We start from the raw sequence: 18,879 nt of genomic DNA on the forward strand, positions 1-18,879 counted from the left end.
GAGTACACACCGACGCTTATCCGGACGGGAGAGGATGAACCCGGCGGGCGGATTTGTCAAGCGTTTGAATCAGCCCAACAATTACGCCAAAGCGGAATGTTGTTGGCCCGCTCCCAAACATCCTGGGGACAACCACGAAGACGACGCAAAGTTAGCCTCTCAGCCGGACTGATGCTGCGAGGTCATTCCACTGACCGTAACATCACTTCGCCGACAACGTCACCTCGAGAGGCGATCGGAGGCGGCGTGCGAAGTCGGCAAGGTAGCGTCCCCATCCGTCGGCGCCTCCCGGCACCTGGCCGGTCTGATCCCAGGCGAAGCCCGCGTGATAGACGGCCGGCTTGTCGGCGGCCCGGTTCCCCACGGCCAGGTAGTTGCCGTCCGCCTCCGTGAACGCCACCAGGCCGGCCGGGTCCACCACGACGGCGCAGGCCAGGTTGCCAGGCGCGCCCTTCACGGGCTCCCATGTCCGGAGAATGCCCGTGAGCGGGTCCGAAACCATGAGGGAGCCGGGGTTCTTCTTGATCCCCGCCGCGAACGTGCCGGCCCTCGGGGACCCGTCGAGGGTGTAGCGGCTCTCGAACCGATCGAGGTTCTGCCCGGCGTCGAGCGTAATCCGCTTCACTTCCGACACCCTGGTACCGGCCGCATCCCAGGCCGGGTAGACGAGGTCGAACATCACGCGAATCGGCCCGTTGGCATGGACCTGGCTGTCGCGGAAGTTCGCGGAGACATACAGCTTGCCGTCCACCCAAACGCCGCTGCCGCCGCATCCACGGCTCTTCCCGGCCGAGTAGAAGTCCCCGCCGGTGCCGTTGTCCTTGTGGTAGTCGTCCAGCAGGTACCAGTCGTTGACGATGAGCCGGGGCACACGCTTGCTCCAGACATCGACGGCGCTGCTGGTCAGGGGTTCCTGCGCCCAGGTTTCGAGCGCCGCGCCGTACATCCGGTGTGCGATGCGGTCGTTCTCCCACGCGAAATCGTCGCGGCGTTCCCGCACGAAGCGGCCGTAGGCCTTGAAGTCGTCACGCTTCAGCGTCTGGCGTTCGCCCACGGCCAATTCGAACGACTTCGTCTCGTTCGGACCGAGGTCGACCTGGAAGATCAACTCCTCGAACTTCCCGTCGTCGTTCACGTCCACGGCCTGCGTGAGCAGTTCCCGCCCGCTCGACGCGTCGCGGACCTTGACCTTGCGGACGTCATCGGTCGCCAGCAGTTTCTGCACGTCCGCTGCCGCCAGGGTCACGGTCTCGCTCGTCCGAGGCAGGTCGAGACGGTTCTTGACGGTCACTGCCGGCCCGGTGCCCGATACGGGAATCGGCGCCACCATGGCGCCCAGCGCGAGCACGAACGCGACGATCGAAGCGGTGCGGATCATACGGACTCCTTGATGGCGGCGGGTCTCGCGCCCGCACCCTCGCTGCTCTGGCCATGCGCGGGCACGAACGCCCGCGCCCACTCTGCCTGTTCCCGCCTGCGCCTCTCGGCGGCGGCGGACCTCCGTGCCCGCACGACGACTAGCGCGGGAAGTAGTAGTACGTGTTGTTCGCCCGCCGGATCTCGAAGTTGCGCAACAGCGTGATCATCTCGGCGCCGGCCATCAGGGCCGGGCCGTAGCCCTGCATCGCCCGGAGGTCGGTCGGCCGGTTGTAGTAGTAGACCATGTCGTGCGCCGCCGTCGTGCCGACGCAGATCCCCTCGATCTGGCCGTCCGGCGTGACCTTCTGCTCGAGCGCACGCCACCCGGTCTGCGCGATTGGCGCGTAAGCGGGGGAGATCCAGCCGCGGTTGATGCCGCGCGCGATCGCAAACGTGTACATGGCGGTGGCCGAACTCTCCAGGTAGCTGTCGGACTTGTCCACGAGTTGGTGCCACATCCCGCTGCCGCTCTGGTACGCCGCCACGCCTTGCACGCTGCGCTGGAACTGGTCGAGGACGCGCGCGCGATCCGGATGGTCCTGCGGCATCACGGAGAGGAGTTCCGTCATCGCCATCAGCATCCACCCGGCGCCGCGACCCCAGAAGAATCTCGCGTCCACCGGCGCGTTCTCGAACCACGAGTGATCGTAGAGCCCCTTCCCGCCGTCGAACATGCGCAGCGACATCCCGATCACCTGCTTCGCCGCATCGTCGAAGTACCGGCGCTCACCGGTGAACGCGCCCATCTGCGCCAGGAACGGGATGCTCATGTAGGCGTCGTCGATCCAGAGCGCGACGGGCACCGGCCGCGGGCGCGCCAGCGTTCCGTCGGCGAGGCGCTTTTGCCGCTTGCCGATGTGGTCGTCCACCAGGCCGATGGCTTCGCGGTAGCGTTGGTCCTTCTTCACGGCGTACGCCTTGACGAGGGCGGCGCCGATGGCCCCGCAGTCGTCGAGTTCCTTCATGTCCAGCAGCCGTCGATACCCGGCCGGCTGCGGGCCGAATGCCTTCGCCTGCCGCCTGAAGTAGTCGAGGTGGTCGAAGATGAAGTCGAGGTTCTTGATGGCGTACGCCTGGAAGCTCGGGTCCTTCGTCACGTCGGACACGTGGATCATCGCGGCGAGCACGACGCCCATCGAGTACGTCCAGTCGTTGAACTCTCCCTTCCCGGTGTCGATCCCCGCCGTCTTGGTCGGGTTGGTGAAGTCGGTGATGACCGCGCCCGTCTCGCGATCGACGATCCGGTAGGGCGTCGATCGCACGAAGTGGTCACGAATGCGGTCGAGGACGGCCCTGACGTCGGCCTCGCTCGGCACCGTATAGTCCACGCCGGGAGCCACCGAGGGCTGGCTGAACGACGGATCGCTGCGGCCCGCCTGTGCCACCTTCGATGCGCCGGGCTGCGGCTGCGCCCGCGCGACGGCACCGAACGCGAGAACGACGAGGACCGCCACGAGCAAGATCTTCCGCACCATCATGCCCTCCTCTGGGACCGAGGCCGCGCGCCCGTCAACGGCTGATGGTCTCGGTCGTCGGCTTGCCATTCACCCGGACGTTCTTCAGCACGATGTTGCGGACCGCTTCGAGGACATCCCCCTTCTCGACGTTGTCGAAGGTGCAATCGATCACCCGTACGTCGGTCACCGGGTCGTGCGCGTACCCGCGCAGCAGCAGGCCGTACTGGCTCTTGCGGCTCGTGACGTTGCGGACCTCGATGTCGCGGACGACCGGCGGGAACTTCCCGGCGTCGCCCTCCTCGTAGAAGAAGTTGACCGTCACGACGGCTTCCGCGACCTGGCCGACGGTCACGTCGCGCATGTAGACGTGCTCGATTGTCCCTCCCCTGACCGAGTTCGACTTGATCCGCAGCGCCCGGTCGAGCTGCGGACTGTCCATCCGGCAGCGCTCGGCGAAGATGTACCTGGCGCCGCCGGAGATCTCGCTCCCGATCACCACGCCCCCGTGCCCATCCTTCATCGTGCAGTCGCGGACGATGATGTTCTCGGCCGGCACGTTCAGGCGCCGTCCATCTTCGTTTCGCCCGGATTTGATCGCAATGCAGTCGTCGCCGGTGTCGAACGTGCAGCCCTCGATCAGCACGTCCTTGCACGACTCGGGATCACACCCGTCGTTGTTCGGGCCGTGGCTGAGGATGTCGACATTCCGGACGATCACGTTGGTGCAGAGGACGGGATGGATCTCCCACATCGGCGAATTGCGAACCTTCACGCTTTCGATCAACACGTTCGTGCAGCGGTAGGGCTGGATGAAATTGGGCCGCAGGCAGGAGCCTTCACCGAACACACGCTCGGCTACCGGCGTCCGCTTCTCACCCATCTCGATCAGCTTCGCGCGCGCCCGGTCCTGGGTCACCGCTCCTGGCGTCTTCGACCGGCCCTTCCAGGGCCACCAATACTGCTCACCGGCCTGGCCGTCGAGCGTGCCAGTGCCCGTCACCGCGATGTTCTGTTGCTCGAAGGCGTAGATGAAGGCGGAGTAGTTCATCAACTCGACGCCTTCCCAGCGCGTGAAGACCAGCGGCAGGTACTGCTTCGGGTCGCGGCTGAACCGAAGGACGGCCTTCTCCGTGACGTGGAGGTTCACGCCGCTCTTCAGGTGGATGGCGCCGGTGAGGAACGTCCCGGCCGGCACGACGACGCGTCCCCCTCCCGCCGCCTGGCACGCTGCGATCGCCTCACGGATCGCGCCGGTGCAGTCGAGGACGCCGTCGCCCGCCGCGCCGAACCTGGTGATGTCGAAATCGCGCGCGGGAAAGACCGGCGGCTTGATGCGCGCCAGCACCGAGGCGGCATGCGCCCAGGCATCGTCCCCAGCGCCCGCTGGCGTTTGTCCCACGACCCACGCCGGCACGGCGGCGGCATGGCGGGCGACGAGCAACGCCACGCCTGCCGTACCTGCACGCCTGAGGAAGTCGCGACGAGAGCGATCGATGGACATGATGAGGAACTCCGACTGCGAGGCGTTCGCGTGATCCAAGTGGTCAGTCCACTGGCGAGACTGAACAACATCCCAGTTGGTGGGTTGAATATCACTCCGGCTACGGGGAGTCAAGTGAATTGGCTGCATTAGGGTCGATAACCCCGCCAGAGACGCGCCGATCGAACCGTCGCGATCGACCGCGGAGAATTGCCAAGTGGACGGTCCAATAGTAGTCTATTCGGCAGCTGTGGATTGTCCATACGGCTTCAACCCGCTCCCGATTATCATGATGAGCACTATGACCTTGCCGCCCATCGATCCTCGCACCTGCATTGTTCGCAATACCGCCGCGAAGAGGGGCCGGACCCGCAGCGTCTCTCCCGGCACGACGGCCGCCCGGCACCTCCACTACGGCCGGATCATCCTCGACGCCACCGACGCCCCGGTGCGCGTGGACCCCGGCACGCACGAAACGGGTCTCATCTGCGTGAAGGGACGCGCGATTGTCACGGTCGGCACGGAGGGATTCGCGTGCTCGCGCTACGACACGCTCTACATCCCGCGTGAGACCGCGTTCACGGTCGCCGCGGGCCCGGACGGCTGCGACATCGTCGAACTCTCGGCTCCCGTCGAGGGTCACTATCCCGTGCAGTTCGTCTCGTTCGAGGCGATCCAGGGCGACAGCGGCCTGCACTTCCGGACGGGCAGCGCCAACGCGATGCGGGAGATCAACCTGGTGCTCGCGAAGAACGTCCAGGCTGGCCGCATTGTCGCGGGCGTGACGTTCAGCGACCCCGGACACTGGACCTCGTGGCCTCCTCACGAACACGCGGTCATGCTCGAAGAGGCCTATCTCTACGTGGACATGCCGTCGCCGGCTTTCGCCGTGCAGCTCGTCTACACCGATGTCGGCAACCCCGAACTGGCCACGATCGTGCGAGAGGGCGACGTCGTGCTCATGCCCCAGGGATATCATCCGAACGTCGCGGCGCCGGGCCACCGGATCGGCTTCATCTGGATGATGGCGGCCGAGCGCGAAGGGGTGGACCGCCAGTTCGGCGTCGTCAACGTCCAGCCCGAATTCGCCACGACGGCATCCGGCCTCGATGCGGGCCGGGCGAGGTGAGACGATGACCCACGATCTGTTTCGACTCGATGGACAGGTGGCGCTCGTCACCGGGTCGTCGCGCGGGCTCGGCGCCGCCATGGCCCAGGCCCTGGCCGGGGCAGGCGCCGACATCATCCTGCACGACCGATGCCTGGCGGGCGACACCGAGCAGGCGATCCGCGGCCAGTCCGGCGTCCGGACGAAGTGCCTCGTCGCCGACCTCTCCGACCGTGCCGCCGCCGGCCGGCTGGCGGACGAGGCGATCGCCGAAATGGGGCACGTCGACATCCTGGTCAACAACGCAGGCATCATCCGCCGGGCGCCGGCCGCCGAATTCTCCGACGTGGACTGGGACGACGTGATCGAGATCAACCTGACCGCCGTCTTCCGGCTGTGTCGCGCCGTGGGCGCGCAGATGGTGGCCCGCGGTCACGGCAAGATCATCAACATCGCGTCGCTGCTCTCGTTCCAGGGCGGCGTCATCGTACCGTCGTACGCGGCAGCCAAGGCGGGGGTCGCGCAGCTGACCAAGTCCCTGGCGAACGAGTGGGCGTCGAAGGGCGTCAACGTGAACGCCATCGCGCCCGGCTACATGAAGACGGACAACACCAAGGCCCTCGTCGAGGACCCCGTGCGGTATCGCCAGATCACCGAGCGAATCCCCGCGGGCCGATGGGGCGAGCCGCGCGACCTGGCGGGCCCGGTCGTCTTCCTGGCCTCGCGGGCCTCCGACTATCTCCAGGGCCACGTGCTGGTGGTGGACGGCGGCTGGATGGGGCGGTAGGAGAGGAACGGAGCAGGATCGTGTGACGGTCGAGAGGATCTTATGGCTCAAGGACGAGTGGGAACCACACTGGGGATCGAGGCGTGCGGAGTCGTGGCAGTCATCCGGATGCGTGAACCGGAGAAACTCCGGGCCGTCGTCGATGCGTTGGCTGAAGGCGGCGTTCGCGCACTCGAGGTGACGATGACGGTGCCCCGGGCCATTCAGATGATCGAGCAGCTGGCCCCGGCGCTGCCGAAGGGCTTCCTGCTCGGCGCCGGCACGATCCTCGACCCGGAGACCGCCCGCCTGGCCATTCTCGCCGGCGCGCAGTTCATCGTCGGGCCCGTGTTCCGGCCCGAGGTGATTGCGATGTGCCACCGGTACGACGTTGCGGCCATGCCCGGGTGCTTCACGCCGACCGAGATCCTCTCGGCGTGGGAAGCCGGCGCCGACGTGGTGAAGGTCTTCCCGGCCACGCCGCTCGGCCCGGGGTTCTTCAAGGACGTGCGGGGTCCGTTGCCCCAGATCAAGCTGATGCCGACCGGCGGCGTCTCGCTCGACAACGCGGGCGACTGGATCAAGGCGGGAGCCGTCGCCGTCGGCGTGGGTACGGCCCTGCTCGATGCGAAGGCCATCGCCGCGGGCGACTACGGCGTCATCACGGCGAACGCGAAGCGGATTGTCGGCAATGTGCAGGCGGCGCGGGAGGTGCGGTGATGCAGAAGGTGGTGACGTTCGGCGAGATCATGCTCCGCCTGAGCCCCCCGGGCTTCGAACGCTTCTTCCAGTCCCCGGTGCTGAGCGCCACCTTCGGCGGCGGTGAAGCGAATGTCGCGGTGAGCCTCGCGCACTTCGGACTCGACAGCCACTACGTCACGCGCCTGCCGAAACACGCGGTGGGCGAGGCGGCCGTGAGGACGCTGCGCGCGGAGGGCGTCCGCACCGAGTTCATCCTGCGCGGCGGCGACCGTGTCGGCATCTACTTCGCGGAAGCCGGCGCAAGCCAGCGCGCCTCCACTGTCGTGTACGACCGCGCGCACTCGGCAATCGCCGAGATGCAGCCGGGCAGCATCGACTGGAAGGCCGTGTTCGATGGGGCCTCGTGGTTCCACGTCACAGGCATCACGCCCGCGCTCGGCGCGGATGCCGCCACCTGCACGCGTGAGGCGGTCGAGGCCGCCAGGGCGGCCGGCGCCCGGGTCAGCGTGGACTTGAACTTCCGCAAGAAGCTCTGGTCCGAGGCGCAGGCCCAGGCCACCATGCGGCCGCTGATGAAGTCGGTGGACGTCGTGGTGGCGAACGAAGAGGACATCCAGGCGGTTCTCGGACTCCACGTGCCCGATACCAACGTGACGAGCGGCCAGCTGAACCTCGCCGGGTACCGGCAGGTTGCCGGGCAGGTCACGAGCGAGTTCGGACCGACCGTGGTCGCGATCACGCTGAGGGAGAGCCTCTCGGCCAGCGACAACGGATGGAGCGCGGCGCTGTGGGACGCGACCACGGGCGCGTTCTACCACAGCCAGCACTACGACGTCCGGCTCGTGGATCGGATAGGCGGCGGCGATAGCTTCGCGGCCGGGCTGATCTACGGACTCGTCACGGGGCGGGCGCCCGAAGCCGCGCTGCGATTTGCCGTTGCGGCGAGCGCGCTGAAGCAGACGATCCCCGGTGACTTCAACCGCGTGTCGGCGGACGAAGTCGATCGACTCGCCAAGGGCGATGCCAGCGGCCGGGTGCAGAGATAGCTGACGTTCGGCGGCCGTGCCGCGAGCCCGGCTGAGGCGGCCTCGGGGTGGGACGGACGTATCATTGTACCTGGCGCCCTGCCCGGAGACGTCCCATGCGCTTCAGCCTTCGTGATCGTCGACCCTGGCGTCGACTGATCGGAGCGGCCACGGTGTCGCTCGTCGCCGTCGTTCCCACGATGCTCATCAGCCAGCGGGCCGCGGTTTCGGCGGATTCGAAGCTCGCCAACGTGCTCGCGGACCTGGCGTCGACACCCATTCAGGCGATCACCTCCTGGCGCGCAACAGCCGGGGCAGGCGCCGCCGCTGACGCGCTGCCGCGGTCCGTCCGCGACGCACTCCAGTCGCGGCGCCTGCGCATCAACGACCGCGGCGAGGTGCAGGTCTACGTCCTGGTGGCCGCGGTGACCGACGCCAACCTGCAGGCAATGAAGGCGGCCGGGGCCACCATCGAGATCAGCGCGCCCGACCGTCGGCGCGTGCAGGCGCGGATTCCGACCACCCGCCTTTCCGCGGTGGCTGGCCTGCCGTTTGTCGAGTTCATCCGGCCTCCCACGTACGCCCGGCGGAGAAGTGGCGTGGCGATGACCGAAGGCGATGCGATCCTCCGGTCGGATTCCGTGCGCAGCCAGTTCTCACTCGACGGCAGCGGCGTCCGGGTGGGCGTCGTGTCGGACGGGCTGAAGGGGATCTTTGCGACGAACTGCGCGACCTGCGGCGGCGTGTCCGGCGGGCCAATCGACACAGCCGACCTGCCGTTTGCGACGGGCACACGAAACGCGTCGGGGGTGCTGACGGTGGCGGCCGGCGGCATCACGGGGCGGTCGTTTCAGGCGAACAACGACCTCGAGGGCCTGCCCGATCCCTCACCGCCGTGTGCGTTCGCCGGCGCGGGGGCGGAAGGCACGGCACTGCTCGAGATCGTTCACGATGTCGCGCCCGGCGCCCAACTGGCCTTCGCCAACGCCGACACCGACCTGGCGTTCAACCAGGCGGTCAATTTCCTCGCGGCGAGCAACGACGTGGTCGTCGACGATCTCGGCTTCTTCGGTGAGGCGTACGACGGAACGAGTTCGGTGTCGAGCAACACCGCGGCCGCGCTGAACGAGCCGTCGAACCGCATCCGGACATACGTCACGGCGCTCGGCAACGACGCCGACGAGCACTACCTGGGAACCTTCGCCGACTCGGGCGTGGACGGCACGACGGTGAGCGGCATTACCACGACAGGCCGCCTGCACCTGTTCCAGCAGACGGCGGACACGACCGACGTACTCGGCCTCGGCCCGCGGCCCTACAACCTCATCTCGCTGGCGCGCAACGCCGAGGCGGTCATCTTCCTCACCTGGAACGATCCGTTCGGCGGCTCGTCGAACGACTACGACCTCTACCTCGTGCAGCAGAGCACGGGTCTCGTGGTGGCCTCGAGCACGACCCGCCAGAACGGGCGCCGCGATCCGCTCGAGGTGATCGACTACACGAACACCGGCGCGGCCGATTCCTTCCGGATCCTCGTCCAGAACGTCGGCGATCAGGCGGCGCCGAGGCAACTGAACCTCTATTCGTTCGGCCCGGAGTGCGCCCAGGCCGGCCCGGGACTCCTGGCGCCGGGCCGCCACGAGCGGCACAACTACAACACCGCCTCGCGTAGCATCGCCGCCCAGGGCGACGCAGGCGGATCGCCGGCGAGCGTCATCTCGGTGGGCGCCATCTGCTCCGCCTCGCCGGCGGCCGTCCGGGCCGTTCCCACCGACGAGTCGTGCAACGACAGGAACACCCGGACGATCGAGTTCTTCAGCAGCGTCGGCCCCACGCTCGACGGGCGGATCAAACCCGATGTCACAGCCATCGACGGGGTGACCATCACCGCCGCCGGCAGTTTCAACTCGCCATTCTTCGGCACGTCCGCCGCCGCGCCGCACGTGGCGGGCATCGCCGCCCTCCTGTTGCAGGCGGCGCCGTGCCTGGTGAGCGGGTCGACCGGCGCCCGCGACGTGGTGGCCGCGCGCACCACGCTGCACGACCTCATCGTCCTGCCCAGCACGCCGATGGGCACGACCGTGCCGGACAACGTGTTCGGCTACGGCCGCGCCGACGCGCTGGCCTCCGTGCAGCGGACGTTGCCGGCGCTCGTCGGACCGACGGCGGTGACGGTGAACGGGAACAGCCCGAATGGCGCGGTCGTTGCTGTCGCGGGGCTCGGGTGGTCGGATCCGACCCAGTGTCCGTTGACGAGGCTGTCCTGGAGCGGAGGCTGCGGTACGAGCCCGGGCACGACGATGGACTGCCCGTTCGGCACGACGAAGGTGACCGTTTCGGCGAGCAACAACGGCGTGAGCTTCTCCCCCGGCGTCGAGATGCAGATTACCGTGACGACCTTCTCCGTGGGCGCGACGCCGGGGTCCGCGACGGTTCCCGCGGGACAGTCGGCCGTCTACCAACTCGCGATCCAGTCGCAGGGCGGGCCCTTCACGGGGCCGGTCACACTGGGATGCTCGAGCCTGCCCCAGGGGGCCGGGTGTTCGTTCAACCCGCCCACCGTCACGCCCGGAGCGTCGGGCGCGGTCACCACGCTGACCGTCACCACTACCGCGCGATCGCCGATTGGCGCGCATTCGGTCGGCGGCCGGCCCCGCTCTCGGCCCGTCCCCTGGCTGGCGTTGGCGGCTGCGGCCGTGTGCGTCGCGATGTCGTGGCGGCGGCCGCGCGCGCGAACCTGGATCGGCCCGCGAGGTCTGATGCTCGCCACGACAGGCACGGCCTTGACCGTAGCCATGCTGTTGGTCCAGGCCGCCTGCGGAGGCGGTGGCGGGACCACGCCGACAACACCGCCGTCATCGCCGGTGGCCACGGCGTCTCTGTCCGCCACGAGCCTGACGTTCGGTTCGCAGGCCGTGCAAACGGTGAGCGCGCCGCAGATCCTCACCGTGACCAACACCGGCAACGCCGTGCTGAACGTGTCGAGCATCGCGGCAGCCGGCGAATTCACGCAGGCAAACGGGTGCGGCAGCGCCGTTGCGGCCGGCAGTCACTGTGCGATCAGCGTGAGCTTCGCACCGACAGCCGTGGGACCACGTGCGGGCGTGCTGACGCTCGCCAGCAACGCGTCCAACGGCACACAGACGGTGAGCCTGACAGGAACCGGCGGGAGCACGGCCGGCGGGACACCGGCCGGCACCTTCCAGATCGGCGTGACGGGCGCGTCGGGATCGCTGGTGCAGTCCGGCACCTTGACGCTCGTCGTCCAATAGCGGGGGGCGGAGTCCGGGCGAGACGCCGTTGGTGATACCGGCGTCCAGGGTCTCGACCGCCTGACGTCCCTTCCGGATCAGCGACTCGCTTCCACCGACACCGGCTCCACGTGCCAGATGTCCCGGCAGTAGTCGCGGATCGAGCGATCGGACGAGAAATATCCGATGCGCGCGACATTCAGGATGGACATCTTCGTCCATCGTTCCTGGTCGGCGTACGTCCGGCTCACCCGATCCTGACAATCGACGTAGGAACGGTAGTCCGCCAGCAGCATGTATTCGTCCCAGTTCAGCAGCGAATCCACCAGCGGCTGGAACCGGCACCTGTCGTCGGGCGAGAAGTGCCCGGCGGCGATCTGGTCGATCACCTCCCGCAGTTCGGCATCGGCCTCGTAGCAGGCGCGCGGCCGATAGCCCTGGCGTCTTCGATCCAGCACCTCCGTGGCGGTCAGACCGAAGAGGAAGAAGTTCTCGGCCCCCACCTCGTCCCGGATCTCGATGTTGGCGCCATCCAGGGTGCCGATCGTCAGTGCTCCGTTCATCGCGAACTTCATGTTGCCCGTCCCGGAGGCTTCCAGACCGGCGGTGGAGATCTGTTCGGACAGATCCGCCCCAGGATAGATCTTGTGCGCGCTCTTCACATTGAAATTCGGGAAGAAGGCCACCCTCAAGCGGCCATCCACCGCCTTGTCGCCGTTCACCACCGCGCCCACCGAGTTGATCAGCTTGATGATCAGCTTGGCCATGTCGTAGCCGGGGGCCGCCTTGCCGCCGAAGACGAACGTGCGCGGCTGAATCGACGCGGCGGGATCGTGCCTCGCGCGGTTGTACAGCGTGACGATGTGCAGCACGTTCAGCAGTTGTCGTTTGTACTCGTGCAGTCGTTTCACCTGGACGTCGAACAGCGTGTCGAGATCGATCCCGACGCCGGTTCTCGCGCGCAGCAGGTCGGCCAGGACGGCTTTGTTGTGGCGCTTGACTTCACGCCATGACTGCCCGAACGCGGGATCGTCGGCCAGCGGTTCGAGCCCGCGCAACTCCTCCAGTTGTTTGATCCAGCGATCGCCGATCCGGCTCGTGATCAGGCCGGTCAATCCGGGATTGCTCAGAACGAGGAAGCGGCGTGGGGTGACGCCGTTGGTCTTGTTGCTGAACTTGTCCGGCGCGATCTCGAAGAAGTCGCGCAGCACGCCTGTCTTCAGGAGTTCGCTGTGCAGTCTCGCGACGCCGTTGATGGCGTGGCTGCCCACGCAGGCGAGGTTCGCCATGCGGACGAAACGCTCGCCCGTCTCGTCGATGATCGACAACCGCTGAACGCGCTCCTCGTCGCCGGGGTGGAGGCGACGGATGTCGTCGAGGAAACGCTGGTTGATCTCGAAGATGATCTCCAGGTGCCGCGGCAGCACGCTGGCGAAGAGCGGGACCGGCCAGCGTTCGAGGGCTTCCGGCATCAGGGTGTGATTGGTGTAGCCCAGGATCTTCTGGGTCATCCCCCAGGCGGCATCCCAGCCCACACCGTGCTCATCGACCAACAGGCGCATCAGTTCGGCGACCGCGATCGCGGGGTGGGTGTCGTTGAGCTGAACGGCCCACTTGTCGGGAAGTTCGTCGAACGTTGTGGTTCGCTGCAGGTAGATGCGGATGATGTCCTGCAGCGCGCACGAGACGAAGAAGTACTGCTGCTGCAGCCGCAGTTGCTTGCCCTGCGGGGACCCGTCGTTGGGGTAGAGCACCTTGGTGATGTTCTCGGATTTCACCTTCTCCTGCACCGCACCGTAGTAGTCGCCGGTATTGAACGCCTGAAAGTCGAAGGACTCGGCGGCCTCCGCTTTCCAGAGCCGGAGCAGGTTCACCGTGTCGGTGCGATAGCCGACGACCGGAGTGTCACAGGCCGTGCCTCGCACCACCTCGTGGGGAATCCAGCGCACCCGGGCCACCCCATCCTCGCAGACGCGCTCCGTGTGACCACCGAACTTGACGTCAAAGACGATCTCCGGGCGGGCAATCTCCCAGGGATTGCCAAGTCGCAGCCATTTGTCGGTCAATTCGACCTGCCAGCCGTCGCGGATGGTCTGGTTGAAGATGCCGAATTCGTACCGAACGCCGTAGCTGATCGACGCCACCCCGAGCGTGGCCAGCGAATCCAGGAAGCAGGCCGCCAGGCGTCCCAGGCCGCCGTTGCCCAGCCCCGGCTCTACCTCCTGCTCGAGCAACTCCTCCAGGTCGAGGCCCACCAACCTCATCGCCTCCGCGGCCTGGTCGTAGATGCCCAGGTTCACCAGGTTGTTCCCCAACTGAGGTCCGATCAGGAACTCCGCCGACAGATAGGAAATCGAACGGCTGCGCTGCTCGAAGTACGTGTGGGCCGTGCGAATCTGTCGCTGGAGCAGCCGGTCCCGAATGGTGTAGGCCAGGGCCATGTAGTAGTCATTCCTGGTGGCTACGGCCGGAAACCGGGCCTGAAGGCAGGCCAGATTGTCGCGGAATGCCTGCGCAATGGTGGCCGGGTCGAGCCCAACGCGAACATCGGTCACCGTCTCCGGGGTCTCAGAGGGCTGCTTCTCCATGGTGACGCGTTCCTCCTGTACCGTTGCTCCCGACCCTTCACGACCCGGCTCACCGACGACACGACGCCGGCGACTGATGGCCCTGTTCACCACCACCCCGTCGTCCGGCCGTCGAGCACCCGGCGATCCGTCTCGTCAATATCGACGCATCGCTGCCGGCGCGCAATGACTATTTTCCGACCTGGAGCCGGAGCAGGACACGAATCGGCCGGCGCCCGGCCGCCTCGCTGGGTCCGGAACCACCGCCGACGCAGTCGCAAATCGGCAGGGGTTCCGGAGCCTTTCGACACCCGGGGAGGATTTGATTGACACGGCAGAGCCGGTTGCCATAATGGGCGGGTTCCGAGATGGTCCACGCCGGGGCTGGTTGGTCGAAGGTCGAAACCTGCTCCCCGCCACCGATGTGTCGGTCGCTCGCGGCGGGCTCTCGCGGAATCGATTGGTTTGGTCGGCAACGAAGCGGCGCTCGAACCTACGCCGCGGAGGTGAGTCCATGAAGCGTTCACTCGTCCTCGTCCTGGTCGGCGGAATCATGCTATCCGTCGGGTGTTCGCGGGAGCAGCCAGCCCCGCCGCCGTCCACCGCCGCGGCGTCCGTCCCCGCCGCCGCACCGGCACCTGCCGCCACACCAGTACCTGCCGCGGCTGCAGAGAGCGTGGCCGAGTTCCCTGACTACCCGGGTGCCGTGCGCATCACATCCGGACAGCGCGCCGAAACGGAACATGGATTCACGCGCAAGTCGGAAGCGAGTTGGACGTCGGCCGACCCGTATGGCACGGTGGTCGCCTATTACCAGAAGGCCATTGCCGACCGCGGCTGGACCATCACCGCGACCGAGTCGAAGGCCGCCGAGATCGAATGGCGTCTGGCCAAGGGCACGAGCGTGGGCAAGATCGAGGTCAAGCAGACCGTGCCGGTCACGATCAAGATCGAGCGCAGCGATCGCTGAAGTCGGGCGGCCCCTGGCCGGATGACCGCGATTCGGACGTACTGGCGCCTGACAGCCGACAGTCGTTGGCCACAGGTCAGCGGGATGTGCCGCCCGCGAGCGCGAGCGGTCCTGGAGGAGTTTCATGTCCTCGATGGTGTGTTCGAAGTGCGGCACCAGCCTGGCCGCTGGTGCGAAATCGTGTCCATCGTGCGGGCAGGCGATTGCGGCCCCGCCGTCTGCGGCCGCCAAGGCCAAGAGCCTGCCCATGGCGGCGGTGGTGGGACTGGTGGGCGGGTTGGTCGTTCTGCTTGGTGCCGTCACGCTCTACCGATCCGGCGTGCTGTCCGGCCCCTCCTCCCCGACAACTCCTGTTGCCGCCACTCAGGCCGCGCAGCCGGCTCCGCCGACGGGAGCTTCGACACCCAGCGCTCCAGGATCGACAGCGGCGCCCGGGGCGATGGCGGCAGCCGGTGCCACGGCTTCCACGCCTCCGGCTGCTCAGCCGGCGCTGGGCGCAGCCCCATCCGCGCCAGGCGCCGCGCCGGCGCCCGCGATCCCCGGGACGCCGCCTGCGGTCGCACTACCGGCAAAACCGGCTCCGCCGCCGCCACCGCCGTTCGAGAAGACCTACGAGTGTCGTGAGTATGCCGTCTTCGACGTGTCGCCCGAAACGACGATTGTCACCGTTGATGGCGAACTCATCGGGATCGTGGACGAATGGGATGATGCGGGCGGGGGAAAGAAGTACGAGTTCAAGCGCGAGGGCGTTCACTACGTCAAGCTGTCGCACCGCGACTACAAGACGGTCTGGCTCAGGTTTATCGTCAGCAAGAAGGCGGAGCACAAGACGGCGGACGTCGAGCTCGAGCTGAAGAAGAAGAAGGACTAGCCGGGCCGCGTCGCGATTCACCTGACAGGGGCGGCGGGCGACGTCGGCTGCGCGGTCGGCGGTGCAGGCGTGGTCGGGGCGCCCGGATTCGGGGCCGCCCCGCCCGGCGAGGCCGGCGCCACGACGCCGCCGACGGCCGCCACGGGCGCCGCCGCACCGGCAGGCGCCGGCTCTCCGGTCGAACCGGTGAACACGACGAGATACCCGACCCACATGCAGGCGAGCAGGAGCATGTGCGGCATCAGGCGCGGAATGGCATACTCGGTCGAACGACGGCGCGCAATCATCACGATCGCCACCGCCGAGCCCACCATGCCGCCGGACACCAGCAGGAACGCGATGAAGGTCACGACGGCCGGACTGATGAACGGCGTCACCGTGTAGGTGGATGTCGCGATCGGCACCTGCCCGACGACCGAGTCCCACACCTTCACGATGTAGGCCAGCAGGTTGTAGACGCCGTCCGACAGGAACTCGTGCATCACATGGGCCACGTGGCCGGAGAAGGCCAGTGGCAGGAACGCGATGCCGTAGGCGGCGGCGTTCACTCCCATCGTCTCGCGCGACGCGGCGGCGGACAGCATCGACGTGACCGCGAACGGCACGAGCGCCAGCAGTCCGAACCCGACGAAGAGGATGGTGTGCGCCGTCGCGTCAGACCAGCCGAGCCGTTGCTGGAACGCGATCCACCAGGTCAGCGCCGGAAACTGGTGCTTGGCCATCAGGCCGACCAGGACGACCCCAAAGACCGACATCGCGAGCATCGGCTCCTTGTTGCGCCACAGTTCCTGCAGCGGCGGCCGCAGATTCAACTGCAGACCCCGGTTGTCGCACGTGCGCACGCAGTTCAAGCACATCATGCACTCGGCGTTCGTGTTGATGGACGCCGGGTACGCGAAGAGCGGGCACCCCTCCAGCTCCGCGGTTCCCTTGTGGCAGGAGTGGTCTCCGCACTGGGTCTGGCAGACCTTCTTGTTGCCTCGAATCTCGAAGATGCTCATCGACGAATACGCACCCAGCACCCCGGCCAGCGGGCACAGGTACTTGCAGAACGCCTTCCGCTCGAACAGGACGGTCATGGCCGCGGCGAAGTAGAGGATCACGAGCAGGAAGATCGCCGTCGCCCAGGGCCGGTCGGCCACGCCGAACAACTCCTCGATGTAGTCCACGAAGATGAACGAGGCCGCGAGCAGCCAGAAATCGAGGCGTTTCAGGATCGCGGGAGCCGGCAGGTTGAACCGCTTGACGCGGCCGGCAAGGTCGCCGATGCCGGCAATCGGGCACACGCCGCACCAGATCCGGCCGACCAGGAAGGCCGATACCGGAAGCAGCGGAAACCAGACGAGCCAGGTCACCAGCATCCCGGGATTCGTCGCGAATTGAGTCAGCGGGTGACCCGCGGGCAGAGACCCGCCGTACAGCGTGAACAGCGTGACAACGGCCACGAACACGATGTCCACCCAGATCAGGGTCGACATCAGCCCCGGGCGGCGGAGGAAATCGCGGATCCGATCGTCCCGGAGGAGGTTCCGCTTGTGAAACTCCTTCTCCGGGGGCGCGACGAATATCAGGTCGCCCGGGATGATGTTGTCCTGCGAGGCGACCATCGCCGCGCGCTGCATGACGTTCTCGAGTTCGCGCACGTTGCCCGGCCAGGCGTACGACACGAGTCGCTCGGTGGCCTCCCGCGAGAGCGGCGCCGGCGGCCGCCCCGCGAGCGCAGCGTGGACCTTCAGGTAGTGCTCGGCCAGCAGCGGGATATCCTTCAGGCGCTGGGTGAGGGCGGGCGAAACCACGGTGCGCTTCGCCACGAGTTCCCGCAGTTCCGGGACCAGTTGCTCCAGGACCGCCGATTCATCACCGGTCGCGACGAGAATCACCCGTGTCCGACACTGCACCGTGTCCTTCCCCTGGACCCGGTGGAACCACCCGAGCCGCAGGTATTGCGCCAGCAGTGCCTGCAGGTGCGGCCCGAGCAGTTCGGCGTGCGCGATCATCAGCGTGCCTTCGCCGATCATCTCCAGGTAGCCGATCTGCGGCTTCCCTGGCGCGTCGGTCCGCGGCTCGAGGCCGAAGATCGCCGCGCCATGGTTGCTCGTCGCCGGATCGCTCAACGAGATTTCGACGTACGGATCGTCGTGGTGCGGGCCGACCTTGTGGAAATGACGGGCGAACATCCGCTTGCCGGATCCCTGGGGACCGACGATCAGGACGGGCTGGTCGTCCTTCGAGAGCGCTTCCAGGCGTTCCTTCGCGCGAAGCATCCGCTTGTCTTCGCCGATGATCTCGACGTCGGTCGCGGTGAGGAGGTCGGCGAGGTCGTCGCGGGCGCCTGGCCCCGGGAGGGCGAGCGCGTGGCGCTTGGTGGTCTGCAGCTTCTTCAGGATCGTGCGCGCGATCTTGTGGCTGTCGTCCGCCTCCTTCTGCATCACGCTGTCGAGCGAGGCCATCGTCAACTGCAGCACGCACGAGTCCTCGTCGGCGACCAGCGTCTGTGGTGCGGACACGGCGGTCACGAGCGCCCGTTCACCGATGTGATTGCCGGCCTCCACGCGGCCCACCGCCCGCTCGCCGCCTTCGTCGTTGATCTCGACGACGCGCAGCGCGCCCCGGTGGACGAAGATGATGCCCTCCATCGGCGCCGACTGGCGCAGCAGCACGCCCCCCTTCGGCACGATGCGCGCCGTCATCAACTTCGCGGCGGCGGCCAGCGTGGGCAGCTCCAGCGCCCGCAGCAGATCGCTTCTCCCCATCAGGACCAAGCGCTCGGCGTCGGACACCTCCGGCGAAGGCTCGAGGAATCGCAGGACCGTGCTGCCCAGCTCGATCTTCATTCCGGCCCGCAGCCGGGTCGTCGTTGTCAGCGCACCGTCGACGTAGGTGCCATTCGAGGACTCGAGGTCGCGGAGGACGTAGTCGCCGTCCTCGTAGAGCACCTCGGCGTGCACGCGCGAGACGCCGGAATCGGTCAGCACGATGTCGTTGCCGGTCCCGCGGCCCAGGCGAACCGGCGTCCGGCCGACAAAGACCGAGAGCGGCCTGGCATCACCGCTGACGACTTCGAGCGTCGCGGGCGCGATCGCGCTGGGAGGCGCGGAACCCGGGCGGCCGGGCACAGGCGCGAGCAGCGTCACCGGGAGCGGTGCGCGGTCGGCGTCGGATGCGCCGATCCAGGGAGATTTGGGCTGGTTCATGGCCAATCGTCCACCTTCACCGAGAATCCGGCGAGGTTCCCGCGCCTGCAGGTGAGCCGTGTGGCGCGG

The 18,879-nt window shown here is 67.4% G+C and carries 12 protein-coding genes; 7 read left to right on the plus strand and 5 right to left on the minus strand.

Annotated features, from left to right (window positions below; genetic code table 11):
• Positions 1 to 202: 202 nt before the first annotated feature.
• From VGK32_05025 to VGK32_05035, 3 genes are all read right to left on the minus strand, one after another.
• Complete coding sequence (locus tag VGK32_05025) at positions 203 to 1,378, minus strand: DUF4861 family protein (GenBank protein HEY3381108.1); 1,176 nt, start codon at positions 1,376 to 1,378, stop codon at positions 203 to 205.
• A gap of 139 nt (positions 1,379 to 1,517) precedes the next feature.
• On the minus strand, positions 1,518 to 2,897 hold the full coding sequence (locus VGK32_05030; GenBank protein ID HEY3381109.1) for a glycoside hydrolase family 88 protein: 1,380 nt from the start codon (positions 2,895 to 2,897) through the stop codon (positions 1,518 to 1,520).
• Between the two features lie 31 nt (positions 2,898 to 2,928).
• Positions 2,929 to 4,377, minus strand: coding sequence for a glycoside hydrolase family 28 protein (locus VGK32_05035; GenBank protein HEY3381110.1), 1,449 nt, complete (start codon positions 4,375 to 4,377; stop codon positions 2,929 to 2,931).
• Between the two features lie 280 nt (positions 4,378 to 4,657).
• Between VGK32_05035 and VGK32_05040 the strand changes: the two genes are divergently transcribed.
• The 5 genes from VGK32_05040 to VGK32_05060 all read left to right on the plus strand — a co-directional run bounded on the left by VGK32_05040 (position 4,658) and on the right by VGK32_05060 (position 11,229).
• Entirely contained in the window at positions 4,658 to 5,485 is an 828-nt protein-coding gene (locus tag VGK32_05040; GenBank protein HEY3381111.1) for a 5-deoxy-glucuronate isomerase, read from the plus strand.
• Positions 5,486 to 5,489: 4 nt separating this feature from the next.
• Complete coding sequence (gene kduD, locus VGK32_05045) at positions 5,490 to 6,251, plus strand: 2-dehydro-3-deoxy-D-gluconate 5-dehydrogenase KduD (protein HEY3381112.1); 762 nt, start codon at positions 5,490 to 5,492, stop codon at positions 6,249 to 6,251.
• A gap of 42 nt (positions 6,252 to 6,293) precedes the next feature.
• The gene (gene eda, locus VGK32_05050) at positions 6,294 to 6,950 is read left to right on the plus strand and encodes a bifunctional 4-hydroxy-2-oxoglutarate aldolase/2-dehydro-3-deoxy-phosphogluconate aldolase (protein ID HEY3381113.1); all 657 of its coding nucleotides are present in this window, start codon (positions 6,294 to 6,296) and stop codon (positions 6,948 to 6,950) included.
• On the plus strand, positions 6,950 to 7,978 hold the full coding sequence (locus VGK32_05055; protein HEY3381114.1) for a sugar kinase: 1,029 nt from the start codon (positions 6,950 to 6,952) through the stop codon (positions 7,976 to 7,978). Before eda ends, VGK32_05055 begins: the two co-directional genes overlap by 1 nt.
• Positions 7,979 to 8,073: 95 nt before the next feature.
• The gene (locus VGK32_05060; GenBank protein HEY3381115.1) at positions 8,074 to 11,229 is read left to right on the plus strand and encodes a choice-of-anchor D domain-containing protein; all 3,156 of its coding nucleotides are present in this window, start codon (positions 8,074 to 8,076) and stop codon (positions 11,227 to 11,229) included.
• 77 nt (positions 11,230 to 11,306) lie between these two features.
• Here the strand turns inward: VGK32_05060 and VGK32_05065 are convergent, their stop codons facing one another.
• Complete coding sequence (locus VGK32_05065; protein ID HEY3381116.1) at positions 11,307 to 13,796, minus strand: glycogen/starch/alpha-glucan phosphorylase; 2,490 nt, start codon at positions 13,794 to 13,796, stop codon at positions 11,307 to 11,309.
• A 493-nt stretch (positions 13,797 to 14,289) separates the two neighbouring features.
• On the opposite strand from VGK32_05065, the gene VGK32_05070 reads away from it, so the two are divergent.
• Both VGK32_05070 and VGK32_05075 read left to right on the plus strand, forming a co-directional pair.
• Positions 14,290 to 14,745: a hypothetical protein gene (locus VGK32_05070; GenBank protein HEY3381117.1), complete on the plus strand. Its 456-nt coding sequence runs from the start codon at positions 14,290 to 14,292 to the stop codon at positions 14,743 to 14,745.
• Between the two features lie 124 nt (positions 14,746 to 14,869).
• Positions 14,870 to 15,616, plus strand: coding sequence for a zinc ribbon domain-containing protein (locus VGK32_05075; protein ID HEY3381118.1), 747 nt, complete (start codon positions 14,870 to 14,872; stop codon positions 15,614 to 15,616).
• A 17-nt stretch (positions 15,617 to 15,633) separates the two neighbouring features.
• On the opposite strand, the gene VGK32_05080 is transcribed toward VGK32_05075, so the two are convergent.
• Positions 15,634 to 18,810, minus strand: coding sequence for an FHA domain-containing protein (locus tag VGK32_05080; GenBank protein ID HEY3381119.1), 3,177 nt, complete (start codon positions 18,808 to 18,810; stop codon positions 15,634 to 15,636).
• Between the last annotated feature and the right edge of the window lie 69 nt (positions 18,811 to 18,879).

This window comes from Vicinamibacterales bacterium (assembly GCA_036504215.1).
Classification (GTDB): Bacteria; Acidobacteriota; Vicinamibacteria; order Vicinamibacterales; family Fen-181; genus FEN-299.